The following is a 13,660-nucleotide window of genomic DNA, read 5'->3' as shown; positions in this document are numbered from 1 at the left end:
TTTAAGCCTCAAAAGGACTTTCTCAATCACCATCATCAAGTTCTATACAATTTTTATTTTTTTTGTTAACTGAAGAATGAGTTTCATTTGCATTTTGTTGTGTTTTTTCAGTCTCAACTGTATTGAATTCAGATGTGTCTATATTGACAAAACCTACTGTTTTTTGTGTGTTTACGTCATTTTTTTGTTCGTCATGTTCAATGTTTGTTTCTTCAGTATTTGGAATTATAAATCCTATTTTTCTAGTTGATTTATCACTTGTTTGAGCATTTTCACTATTGACATTAATAACTATTGATTCGGTTTGTGTTTCTGGTTTTGTGATGTCTTTAATTGTCTGATTTGCAATGAATTCACTTGTTAAAACACTGTTTAGTTCAATGGTCTTGTCAATATTGTTGGTTAAATTTGACTGCTCAACTGTGTTGGTGTTTAATTGGATACTAGTCTCTGTGCTATCAACATTTTTTGATAAATCTGCTATTTCTTCTTCATGTTCTTCATTAGAAGCGTGATTATTAGTTTCAATATTATTATCTTGAGTTTCTGTGTTATTTGAATGTGTTAAATAATTGTTGTTTTCTTCTAAAACTACTGAATTATCAGTGTTTTGGGAAATTTCACTATTTGTTTGTGCTTCAATAATTACTACTTGATTATCTTCATGTTCATCAATACTGCTTTTATTTAACTCGCGGTCAATATTTTCAACAAACTCATCATTTTGATCGCTAGATCGTTTTTTAAGTTTTTGTGGTTTAATGAAAAACTTAGATGTTAAAGGGTTTTGAGCAACAATATCAATGTCTTTTTTAATTAATTTAATTAATTTATTCATCGAAACTGTGTTGATATCAATTTCAAGTACTTGCGCTGAAAGTATTAAATAGTTTAAATAACGTTCAGTTTCATTTGTGTAGTGAAAAATATTATTGATTTTTTTGAGTTGAGCTTTAACAATTTTTAGGTTTTTATTACCTGCAAAATATTTGAAGTAGGTAGATGGCTTAAGTGTAAGTAAATATAATCAAGCTAATAGTTGAATCAATAAAATTAATGTTAATACTAGTCATGGACTTACTGCCACAATGTGCAAAATGTTTAGAATGCTATCAAGAAAAATTCCTATATGACCTAAATTATTGCTACTTGAATCTTGTGTAAAAGATCAATATCATCCTCTTATAAAAATGTTTTTTAGATCTTCACTATTATAGACAAAATTTGAACTCAATTGTCTTTGTGAAACCAAGAATCAATGATAAATCAACACAAAAACGAGTATATTCATTCATAAAAACATTTTTACTCGTTTGCGAATGATTCAGTAATCTACTCGAGTGTAATGTTTGAGTCAAAAGCAGTAATATTTTTTCAATATTGCTTCAGCTCAATTGATTACAAGTGATGCAAAAATACCAAAAACAATAAACCAAGCTAAATTACCAAACGATAAACCTAAAGAATATTTATATATTATTTCAATTTTTGAAACTACTGCATCATCTTTGATTAAATGATGTGAAAATTGAAATAAAAGCAATATAGAAACAAGCAAAACAAGCAAGAAAAACTTAATGAATTCAGCTCCTATACCTAATGATTGAGTAGCGATAATTTCATTTTGTTTTTTTTGCTCAATTTTTGCAAAATAAGGTTTATAAATGACGGGTTTTTCCGTTGCAATATTTTTCATATGTTTATTATACTTTAATTAATTATTCACTTAGTTTTTAATATTGTAATTTAAAAGCATTTGAATTTCTTCTTTATAAATTGGTCCCTGATCCGTTCAAGGAGTTTCTAAAATTATTGGAATATTATCAAAATCCTTATCAAAAACAAATTTAGCTAGTGTTTCAAGTCCAATAAAACCTTTATCAATGTTTGCATGTCTATCTTTGTGCGAATTTATATCGTTTAATGAATCATTTAAATGGATAACTTTTACATATTTTAGTAAGCCAAAACTATTCAATTCATCTTTAAATTCAGCGTATTTTTTAATGTTATAGCCCGCATCTCAGAGATGACAAGTGTCTAGGCAAAGTTGAATTCGAGGTGAGTTAAGTGTGTCTAAAACATATTTCATTGTTGCAAAATCACTAAAAATTTCGCTACCTTTTCCCGACATTGTTTCAAGACAAATGACAACATTTTTAGTTTTTGCAATGATTTTTTTTAAATTTTCAATAAGCGTTTCAATTGCTAATTCTTTTGTGAATTTTGTATATGCACCTGGATGTAAAACTAGGTATTTTGCACCTATATAATCAACTCTTTTAATTTCCTCAATTAAAAATTCAACAGCAAAGTCTCCCTTTAGAGGAGAAGCAAGATTCACAATATAAGGAGCATGAACCACAATATCCTCATTTTTTAGCACAGCACTATATTCTGCATTAAATTTTTCTAGTTTATATTTTTCAACATTAACTCGTTTTGTGTTTTGTGGTGCACCAACATAAATCATCATAGTATTTGCACCATTATCAATAGAAGTTTTAGCACTTGCGAGTAAATAGTCTGGAGAATTGAAACCAACATGTGAGCCAAGTTTTATCATTTTTTTACCTTTCAGTTGATTTTTTTATTTGAGTTCATTTGTAGTCTTATTAAATTTTAATCAACAATAGCAACAAAAAAAATATTTTTTTCGATTTTTGATCTAAATGTTATCAATATGGCAAAAAATAAATTTTTAAATTTTACCAAAAGTACTCAAAAATGAGTATTTTCGTAAAAAAACAAATAATTTGAAAAAATCAAAAATTTATTTTGTAAAAAAATATTTTATGTTAATATTTATATATTAGTTTAGCACTACACACAGAGGGAGAAATATGGAAGAAAATAAATCAATGCACCCTTACAAAATTTCAAATTTTGGTGCAGGAACACAAAGAAGAGATTATTCAGTAACTAAAACCATTTTTCAAGTTCAAGATTTTTTAAAAACTTCAAAAGAGTCTTTTGAATGATTTAAAAAATATGGAATTGAAGAAGCAATTAGAGAACATTATCCAATTTCATCATCTAACAAGATGGTGACTTTAGACTACATTCACAACAGTGTTCGTCTAGAAATTCCACCAAAAGAATACGACGAAGTTCAAAAAGCAAAAGTTAAAGGGACAAACTATGCAGCTAAACTGTATGGTAAATTTAAAACCACAATCACAACTGATGGACAAGTTCATGAAGATGAAGTGTTTTTAGGTGAAATACCTTTAATGACATCAGGTGGTAGTTTTATAATCAACGGTAGTGAAAAAGTTATCGTGAGTCAGTTAATTCGTTCGCCTGGTGCATATTTTGGACGTGGAGTTCGTAATAAACAATCTGACGACCTTTTTAACAAGGTTGAAATTTTGCCTCGTTTAGGTTCTTGAGTAGAAATTTCTCACAAAGTTACATCAAAAAACCCTGATACAGTTAAAATAAAAATCGACAAAAACAAAAATGTTAATTTAATTACTTTTTTAGGCGCGCTCGGTTTAACTCATGATGATATTTATGAGCTTTTTGGTCAATCAGAAGTTTTAATTGAATCTATTCGTAGAGATAGAAAACTTGTTTCTGAAGAAATGACTCGTGAGGAAATTATAAGAAATTGTCAAGATGACTTATTTAGAACATTGCGTAAAGGTGACCGTGTTTCGGATGAATCAATTGCCAACTTAATACCAAGTCTTTTGTTCCATAAAAGACATTATAATTTAAGTCAAACTGGTCGATATATGCTCAACATAAAATTGAATTTAGTTGATCGTATTTCAGGTACAATCTTGGCTGAAAAACTTGAAATTGTTGATAAAGCTGGTAATCCAATCATTTTAGAAGTTGGAACACAATTAACACACAAGTTAGCTGTATTAATCCAATGAAACTTTAATAACGGAAAATTACCTTCTGAAAAATTAAAATGCATTAAAACAGATGTTGTTTATGCAAAATTATTAAGTGATCCAGCTAATGTTTCGTTAAAAAGAAGAGATAAAATCGTTTCAATTAAAGTTTATCCATCTAAAAAATGAATGGAAAAAGGAAAAGAACCAGTTCGTGTTATAGGTACTGATCCTAAAGCTAACGAAACACATCTTGTTGTTTCTGATCTTATTGCAACAATTAATTATTATTTCAACCTTCTTGATGGAATTGGTCAAGATGATGATCCTGATGCATTGACCAACAAACGTATAGTTGCAGTTGGCGAACTAGTTCAAAATAACTTAAAAGTTGGTCTTTCTAAATTAGAAAAAACAACTAGAGAACGTATGGGTGCTAAAGATCCTGAAAAAGTAACTCCAAAAAATGTTACAAACAACAAATTAATTTCAAATCAAATGAAAACGTTCTTTAACTCTTCAAAACTTTCACAATTTATGGATCAAATCAATCCACTTGCGGAAATTTCTAATGAGAGACGTATTACTTCTTTAGGACCTGGTGGTCTTAACAGAGACACTGCTCAATTTGAGGTTCGTGACGTGCACGCAACTCATTATGGACGTATTTGTCCAATTGAAACTCCTGAAGGTCCAAACATCGGTTTGATTTTGAACTTTGCAACTTATGCAAAAGTTAATGAATTTGGCTTTTTAGAAACTCCATATTATAGAGTTGAAAATGGTGTAGTTGATTATAGCGAACCAGTTTATTTAACTGCTGCTGATGAAATGGGCTACAAAATTGCACAATCTACAGTAAAAGTTGACAAAAACAACCAAATTATCGACAATAACATTACAATTCGTCATAACTATACTTATCAAATTGGTAATGCTGATGAAATTGATTTTATTGAAGTTGCACCTAATCAAATGGTTTCGGTTGCAGCTGGTTGCATTCCTTTTCTAGAAAATGATGATGCTAACCGTGCTCTTATGGGGGCTAACATGCAACGTCAAGCAGTTCCTTTGCTTGAAGCTGAAGCTCCTTATGTTGCTACAGGTATTGAAAGTGAAATTGCAAAATATTCATCTGGTAACTTTGTTGCAAAAGCAGATGGTCTAGTTGAATTTGTTGATGGAAGAAAAATCAAGGTTCGAAATTTAAAAGGCGGTTTAGATACCTACAACCTTAAAAATTTCCAACGTTCAAACCAAGATACAGTTATTCATCAAAAACCATTAGTTAAAGAAGGCCAAGAAATCAAAAAAGGTCAATTACTTGTTGATGGTTCATCATTCCAAAATGGTGAATTAGCATTAGGTAAAAATGTTCTTGTTGCATTTAGCACCTATAAAGGTTATAACTATGAAGATGCTGTAATTCTTAACGAAAGATTGGTTAAAGATGATGTCTTTACATCAATACACATTGAAGAACAAACAATTCAATTTAGATCTTCAAAAGCAGGTGATGATGAATTAACTTCTGATATTCCTAACGTTTCTAAATATTCAACACGTCATCTTGATGAGTTAGGTATTGTTCGTGTAGGTAGTGATGTTGTTCCTGGTGATGTTTTAGTTGGTAGAGTAAGTCCTAAAGGTGATGACAACCCTTCACAAGAAGAAAAATTGCTTTTAGCAGTATTACAACAAAGACAAACTCCTGTAAAAGACACATCATTAAAAGTTAAAAATGGTCATGGTGGTACTGTAATTGGTGTTGAAATTTTAAGCAGAGAAAACAAAGACCAATTAGAAGATGGTATTGACAAAATTGTTAAGGTTTCTATTGCTGTAAAACGAAAAATTAAAGTCGGCGACAAAATGTCTGGACGTCACGGTAACAAAGGTGTTGTTTCAATAGTACTTCCAGAAGAAGATATGCCACACTTAGAAGATGGTACTCCAGTTGATGTAATGTTAAACCCTCAAGGGGTTCCTTCACGTATGAACATTGGTCAAGTTCTTGAAATCCATTTAGGTATGGCTGCAAGATCGTTGAATACCAAGTTTGTTACTCGTGCTTTTGATGGTATTAAAAAAGAAGCAATTTATGATGTAATTAAAGAAGCAAATCTTCCTGTTTCAGGAAAACAGATCTTAATTGATCCTATTACTGGTGAAAAATTTGACAACCCTGTGTCTGTTGGTGTGATGTATATGCTAAAACTTAACCACATGGTTGATGATAAAATGCACGCTCGTTCAGTTGGTCCTTATTCATTAATTACTCAACAACCATTAGGTGGTAAATCACAAAATGGTGGTCAAAGATTTGGTGAAATGGAAACATGAGCTATTGAATCGTATGGTGCTACAAACATTCTTCAAGAAATTCTAACTTATAAATCTGATGATATAAATGGTCGTAATTTACTTTATGCTGCATTAGCATCTGGAAGAGAATTACCAAAACCAGGAGTACCTGAATCATTTAACGTTCTTAAATATGAACTTAGGGGCTTAGGTATGAAATTAGATATAAATGAAGTTGATAGCGATGATGAAGATTCATCTCTTCAACACTTTGACACTTCAGGAGGCTTAAATGAATAGAAATCGAATAAATGAAAATAAATCCTTAATCGAAAAAATTACATTATCATTAGCTACAGATACTGATGTGATGGAATGATCTCATGGTGAGGTTACAAAACCTGAAACAATTAATTATAAGAGTTATAAACCTGAACGTGAAGGTCTTTTTGATGAAATAATTTTTGGGCCAACCACTGATTACAAGTGTCCTGTATGTAATACTAAATACAAACGAAGCGATGAAAATGCAGAATGTATTAAAACTCCAATGTGTGTAAAACACAAACCAAAAATATTGCCAAAAATCGCCCGTCGTAGTCGTATGGGCCACATTAAGCTTAAAAATCCTGTTGTTCACTTCTGATTCTTTAAAATTGACCACTCTATAATTTCTAAACTTTTAGGGCTTAGAGTAGCAAACAGTTCGCGTTCAGTTACTAAATCTGAACTTGAAAAATTAATTTACTATAAAAGTCATATAGTTTTAGAAGATGGTGGACTAAAATCTCTTAAGAAAAACACAATAATTGATATTTCAGATGCAGCAATTATCTATTATGAAGCTTTAAAAGAATTAAAAGAACAATTCAATCAACAAGCTGATGAATATGAGCAAGAAGCATATGAAGTTATTGATGAGGCTATCAACGAACTTAAAGAGCAAGCGACTTCAAAAATGGGTCAGGATTATGGTATTGACTTTTATGAATACAATGACATTATTCATGAGTATTCAGATGCAAAAATATCTACAGGTTCTAAAGCTATTGAATATCTTTTAGAACATGTTAATCCTCGTGAAGAAGCAAAAAAACTTGAAGAAGAAATTGATGAATTGAATTTCCAAATTGCTCAAAATCCTTCTGCTAACTCAAAAATTCAAGAACGTGCCAAACTTTACAAACGTCTTTCTGTTATTAATGCCTTTATAAAATCTGGTCAAAGTCCTAAATCAATGTTGATTTACAATTTACCTGTTATTCCAGCCGATTTACGTCCTTTAGTACAACTTGATGGTGGTCGTCACTCAACTAGTGATATTAATGAACTTTATAGACGTATAATCATCCGTAATAATCGTCTTAAAAAATGAGATGAAAACGATGCTCCAATGCTTATTAAACAAAATGAGTATCGTATGATTCAAGAAGCAGTCGATTCTTTAATTGATAATGCAAGAAAAAAACCAAATCCAGTCGCTTCCAAAGATGGTCGTCCTTTTAAATCTATTTCTGATGCTTTAACAGGAAAAAAAGGTCGTTTCCGTCAAAACCTTCTTGGTAAACGTGTTGACTATTCAGGTCGTTCAGTTATTGTTGTAGGTCCTGAATTAAAAATGCACCAAGTAGGTATTCCACGTGAAATGGCTGCTAAACTTTTTGAACCTTGAATTATTCGTGAATTAATTAAAGCAACTGATAATAATATCTATTCAATTAAAGCTGGTAAAAAAGCAGTTGAAAACCTTGATCCAATTATTTGACCTTATGTTGAAAAAGCAATTCAAGGACGCCCTGTACTTTTAAACCGTGCGCCTACATTGCACCGTTTAAGTATTCAAGCATATGAACCAGTGTTAATTCGTGGTAAAGCAATTAAATTACACCCTCTTTCATGTACACCATTTAACGCTGACTTCGATGGTGACCAAATGGCTGTCCATGTGCCAATCTCACCTGAAGCAACTCGTGAAGCACGTGAATTGATGCTTGCATCTAAAAACATTTTAGGTCCTAAAGATGGTGAACCAATCATTAACCCTGGTCAAGATATGATTCTAGGTCTTTACTACCTAACAATGGAAAAAGAAGGTGCATTAGGTGAAGGTAAATATTTTGCTTCATTTAATGACTTGTTAACTGCTTATGAAAATAAAGTTGTAAGTGTGCATTCTCGTGTTGTTTTACCAATTGATCAAATTGATAAAAAATGAATAAATGCTCAAGATAACAATATTTATGTTGTTTCAACAGTAGGTAAATTCATTTTCAACCGTGCCTTTCCAAATACATTTGAATTTATTTTTGGTAAATACATTGACCAAAACGGTAAAGAAATTGTGCATACATCAGCTAATCAAGAGCATTTATCACACTATTTAATTCCTTCAGGAACAAACTTTGCTCAACACATAGCTAAAATGCCTCTTAATTTACCTCTTTCTAAAAAAGATATTGCAAAAATTGTGCGTCGTGTATATGACCAATATGTTTCAGTGATTTGCATGGAAGACTTAGCTTCAATTCTTAATGAAACCACAAGCGAAACTCTTGATAGTGTATTCAGTAAATGTAATGAATTAACAACATATAATGGCGAGAAAATTAATACAGCTCACTCAGAAATTCTTTGCAATTTAATCAAAGAAGAATTCAAACAAATTTCATATGAAGTATCAAGAGATCAACAATATCAAAACGCAATTTGAACAGTTGATGACTATACAAGATTGCTTGAACGAGTATGATTTAAATACACCAATGTTGTAGCCAATGTATTAGATAAAATCAAGGAATTAGGTTTTAGATTCTCAACTATTTCAGGTACAACTATTGCTGTAAGTGATGTTAAAACTCTTCCTGAAACCAAAAACAAAATTAAAGAAGGTGAGCAATACATTGAAAAACTTAAATCATTCTTCTACGAAGGTATGCTTACTGATGATGAACGCTACAGTTTATCAATTAAAAAATGATCTGAAATTAAGAACTCAATAGAGGATGATCTTAAAAAGGTAACAAAATCTGATCCACATAACCCTCTATTCATGATGTTTACATCTGGAGCTCGTGGTAACTCATCAAACTTCGTGCAACTTGCTGGTATGCGTGGTTTAATGAACAACAACGTTAAAATTCTTAAAGCCGATGCTGAAAACGAACGTGTTGTTCGTTCAACTGTTGAAATTCCAGTTAAATCATCATTCCTTGATGGTCTTACCGCTTATGAATTTTACTCATCTACTCACGGTGCTCGTAAAGGTCTAACCGATACAGCGCTTAACACTGCTAAATCAGGTTATCTAACACGTCGTCTTGTCGATGTTGCTCAAGGTATTGTTGTTCGTGAAGAAGATTGTGGAAGTGACTTTGGCTTTGTGATTCGTGATATTAAAGATACAAAAACCAATACAGTTATTGAATCATTAATTGAACGAATTGAAGGAAGATTTACAAACAAACCGATTATAGATTCTAAAGGTGAATTGATTGTTGGTGCTAATGAACTCATAACTCCTGAAATTGCCTCTAGAATTTCAAATGCTGGAATTGAAGAAGTAGAAATTCGTTCAGTATTATCATGTTATACACGTAATGGTGTATGTAAAAAATGCTATGGTAAAGATCTTGCATTAAACCGTGTTGTAAACATTGGTGAAGCTGTTGGTGTTGTTGCTGCACAATCAATTGGTGAACCTGGTACTCAGTTAACCATGCGTACATTCCACACCGGTGGTGTTGCGGGTGTTGAAGATATTACTGGTGGTTTTGGTCGTCTTATGGAACTAATCGATGCTTATGATTCACCATGAGGACGCCCTGCAATTATTTCTCCAGGTTATGGTAAAGTTGTATCAATATCTACACCACTTGATAGTACAGTTCGTAATATTAAACTAATCGAAATTGAATACTACAATGAAATTGGCGATCTTGAATCTAAAGTATTTGATACCAAAGCAGATCGTCGTATTGTTGTTAAAGAAGGTGATGAACTAGTTCCTGGTCAAAAAATTGTTGAAGGACCTATTGTTCTTGGTGACCTATTAAAATATGCTGACACTCGAGCAGTACAAAACTATCTTTTAAAAGAAGTGCAAAAACTTTATCGTCTTCAAGGTATTTCTATTGCTGACAAATACATAGAAATCATAATCCGTCAAATGCTTTCAAAAGTAATGATCACTGATACAGGTGATTCGAAATTCTTCTCTGGTTCACTTGTAGACATTCTTACTTTCCAAAAAGAATCTGGCCGTCTTTTAGCTCAAGGTAAACGTCCTCCATTTGGCGAAGTAAAAATTAAAGGTGCTAAACAAACTCCATTACTTTCTGATTCATTCCTTGCAGCTGCTTCATATCAAGAAACACCAAAAATTCTTGTTAATGCTTCTATTGCAGCTCAAACCGACAAACTTGAAGGACTTAAAGAAAACATTATTCTTGGTCACAAAATTCCTGCCGGTACAAATGCTAACTATGAAGATAAAGAAAAATACGACATTCGTGATCCACGTAGTTACTTTAGTTCAAAATATCAACCTGAACACACAGAATTATTTAACCAAAATAATATTCACTACGAAAATGAAATACTTGATTCAGAATTCGAAGATATTTTCTCAGATCTTTCACTTGAAGAAGTCGGCGATCACGTTTCAAATGACAACAATATCGAATTTGATGATGATTCAGAAGACTTTTTCAACTAATTCATTAATTAACGCTCCAAAGCGCAAACAAAAATCAGCATTAATGCTGATTTTTTCTTTATTTTAGGCAGCTATAAAGTAAACTTCATAAACTTCAGTTGACACAGCAGGCGCAACATCTTTAGTGCCTTTTCTAAATAATCTAAATGTTGCTTTTCACCCTTTTTCATCTTTAGTAACATCTATATATGAACTAGCTCTAGAATCTTGTATTTCGGTCATTTTTTCGTCCATTTTTGCAGCCATTTCTTTGTGACCTTTTTTATTTTTATCTTTTTTGTGAGCTTTTTTATTTTTATTTTTTGGATTAGGGTGATAAATTGGATTTTCAGCATTTGCGATTGTGTATCCTTCTGGAATATTTAGCAATTTAGCAAATGTTTCACCTTCATAGAATTTGTCGGTTTCTGATTTAAAACGAAATTCATTTTCGCTCTTGTGATCTTGTCAAAAGACTTGTTTTTTGTTTTTGTCTTTTTTATTGGTTATTAACTTATCCTCATCAATAGGTTTTAATAATTCTAGAGTTAATTTTGAAACATCGAAAATTTTTACATTTTTGACAAATGATGTATATTTTACTTCTTTGTGTTTTTTAACATCTACTCCTTTAGGTAATGTACCTTCAAGACTTGCATCGTCTTTAACTAATTTAACTGCTTGTTTATCAGTAGAATCTTGTCCACTTTTTTGGTCTTCATTTTGACCTGATTGAGTATTGCCTGTATTACCACCGGCATTATTATCGTTGTTTTGCTTTTCGTTTTTACCTGGTTGAGTATTACCTGTATTATCTTTGCCTTTTCCATCTTTATTTTGGTCGTTGCATCCTGCGGCAATCACCAATGGAGCGGCTACAATGCTTGAAGTAATTGCACCAAGAGTTATCAATCATTTATTTTTCATTAGTACCTCGTAATTTGTTTTGTTGTAAATAAATTATATTCTTTTTAAGTATATTAACTATATATTCAACCTTGAAAGACATTTTATGCATAACTATAATGATTTTTTGCAAGATTAGCAAAAAATCAGCCTAAAGCTGACTTAAACTATTTGTTTGGAATGAATAACTCATAAACTTCAGTTGACACAGCTGGATCAACATTTTTAGAACCTTTTCTGAATAGTCTAAATGTTGCTTTTCAACCATCACCTTCCTGAGTTAATTTAATAAAACCACTTGCATTTTTATAACCTTTGCCGCTAACATAGACAGGTTTTTGTACATTTGTTATTGTATAACCATCAGGAATATTTAACAATTTTGCAAATGGTTCACCTTGATAGACTTTTTTATCACTAGAATCTGGTTTGAATTGAAATTGGTTTTCATTTTCAAAAGATTGGAAGTAAGCTGTAAAACCTTCTACATTTTTTCTAGTAAATAATTTATCTTTTTCGATTGGTTTTATTAATGATAATTTTATTTTAGATAAATCAATTTTTTCTTCAGTAACTGAAAAATATACTGCTTTTTTACGATCATCTTGAGAATCATCGTCAACTTCTTTACCTTTTAGATTTTCATCATTTTTAATTAATTTAAGACCTTTTTGACTGCAACCAGCAGCAAGTAAAGGCATTGCTGCAAAACTTGATGTAATTGCACCGAGTGAAATTAGTCATTTATTTTTCATTTTTAGATATACCTCTTATATAAATATGTAATTAATATTTAAATTATATTATTATTCTATGTAATACTGACTAGTTTTCAATAATATCTTGAATATTTCAGTCATCTAAACGAGTTTTTGCAATATAAACCACATAAACACCGTCTCGCTGACGTTCAAAATCATATCCACCGCTGCTCAAAAATTCTTCAACAGTTACTTGCATTGCACCTGTTCCTTTACCGGCAACAATTTCAATTACATCATGTCCATTTAATTCAGCTAAATAGATAGTTGAAGTTAATTTTCCTATTGCTTGTTCAACATTATGACCATGTAAATCTATTTTATACATTTTTTTCCTTCTGACACTCGCTACAAAAAACGCTTCCACGACCACCGACTCAAATTTTTTGCAATCTATTTTGACATCTTAAGCAATTTAAATTTTCTCTTCCATGAACTTTAAGTTCATTTTGATATGTACCTTTTACACCATTCAAGGAAGAATAAGATTGAATTGATGATCCACCTTTTAATGTTGCTTCATTCATAATTTTACCAACACATAATACTAATTCATTAAACTGTTCATAACTTAATGCTTTAACTGGTGTAAGCGGGTGAATTTTACAACTTCATAATGCCTCATTAGCATAGATATTCCCTATTCCTAAAATTAAATTTTGATTTAATAACACATTTTTAATTGCAATAGAGCGATTTTTGATTTTATTTCATAAATTATGTGTATCTAATTTTAGTGGTTCAACACCTAAATTCATTAATGGTTTGCTTGTATACAAATTAAAAGTATTGCGCAAATGAAATGTACCAAATGCTCTTGGATCATTGTAATATAAAAATCCTTTATCAAGTCTTAAGATTATATGGTCATGGTGCATAGGTGGATGGTATTTATTATAAAAACTATAATTTCCACTCATTCTTAAATGACTTATTAAAAATAAGTCATTACTTAATTTAAATATGATATGTTTTCCTAAGTTTTCAACATCCAAAATATACTCATTTTTCAGTGTATTGGTAAAATCTGCGGCACTAATATCTTTAATTAATTTTGCATTATAGACTTCAATATCAATAATTTTTGCACCTTTCACATAAGGTCTCAAAGCATTAACAATCGTGCTTACTTCAGGCATTTCAGGCAT

The 13,660-nt window shown here is 31.0% G+C and carries 8 protein-coding genes; 2 read left to right on the top strand and 6 right to left on the bottom strand.

The annotated features are described in order from the left end of the window. Position 1 precedes the first annotated feature (1 nt). Positions 2-1,696, bottom strand: coding sequence for a ring-infected erythrocyte surface antigen domain-containing protein (locus E1I18_RS00230; RefSeq protein ID WP_141483603.1), 1,695 nt, complete (start codon positions 1,694-1,696; stop codon positions 2-4). Positions 1,697-1,726: 30 nt separating this feature from the next. Then, complete coding sequence (locus E1I18_RS00225) at positions 1,727-2,566, bottom strand: deoxyribonuclease IV (protein ID WP_141483602.1); 840 nt, start codon at positions 2,564-2,566, stop codon at positions 1,727-1,729. 277 nt (positions 2,567-2,843) lie between these two features. On the opposite strand from E1I18_RS00225, the gene rpoB reads away from it, so the two are divergent. Further along, the gene (gene rpoB, locus E1I18_RS00220; protein ID WP_141483601.1) at positions 2,844-6,452 is read left to right on the top strand and encodes a DNA-directed RNA polymerase subunit beta; all 3,609 of its coding nucleotides are present in this window, start codon (positions 2,844-2,846) and stop codon (positions 6,450-6,452) included. Then, positions 6,445-10,866: a DNA-directed RNA polymerase subunit beta' gene (gene rpoC / locus E1I18_RS00215; protein ID WP_141483600.1), complete on the top strand. Its 4,422-nt coding sequence runs from the start codon at positions 6,445-6,447 to the stop codon at positions 10,864-10,866. Before rpoB ends, rpoC begins: the two co-directional genes overlap by 8 nt. 63 nt (positions 10,867-10,929) lie before the next feature. Here the strand turns inward: rpoC and E1I18_RS00210 are convergent, their stop codons facing one another. From E1I18_RS00210 to mutM, 4 genes are all read right to left on the bottom strand, one after another. Continuing rightward, a complete protein-coding gene (locus E1I18_RS00210) occupies positions 10,930-11,772 on the bottom strand; it encodes a variable surface lipoprotein (RefSeq protein ID WP_141483599.1) in 843 nt (280 codons plus the stop codon). A 146-nt stretch (positions 11,773-11,918) separates the two neighbouring features. Beyond that, positions 11,919-12,506, bottom strand: a complete 588-nt coding sequence (locus tag E1I18_RS00205; RefSeq protein ID WP_141483598.1) for a variable surface lipoprotein — start codon at positions 12,504-12,506, stop codon at positions 11,919-11,921. A 70-nt stretch (positions 12,507-12,576) separates the two neighbouring features. Continuing rightward, the gene (locus E1I18_RS00200) at positions 12,577-12,840 is read right to left on the bottom strand and encodes a Smr/MutS family protein (RefSeq protein ID WP_141483597.1); all 264 of its coding nucleotides are present in this window, start codon (positions 12,838-12,840) and stop codon (positions 12,577-12,579) included. Next, positions 12,833-13,660: a bifunctional DNA-formamidopyrimidine glycosylase/DNA-(apurinic or apyrimidinic site) lyase gene (gene mutM, locus E1I18_RS00195; protein WP_141483596.1), complete on the bottom strand. Its 828-nt coding sequence runs from the start codon at positions 13,658-13,660 to the stop codon at positions 12,833-12,835. The genes E1I18_RS00200 and mutM overlap by 8 nt, the downstream gene beginning before the upstream one ends.

The organism is Mycoplasmopsis mucosicanis (assembly GCF_006546935.1).
GTDB lineage: Bacteria > Bacillota_I > Bacilli_A > Mycoplasmatales > Metamycoplasmataceae > Mycoplasmopsis > Mycoplasmopsis mucosicanis.
This window is presented reverse-complemented; position numbering and strand designations above follow the sequence as displayed.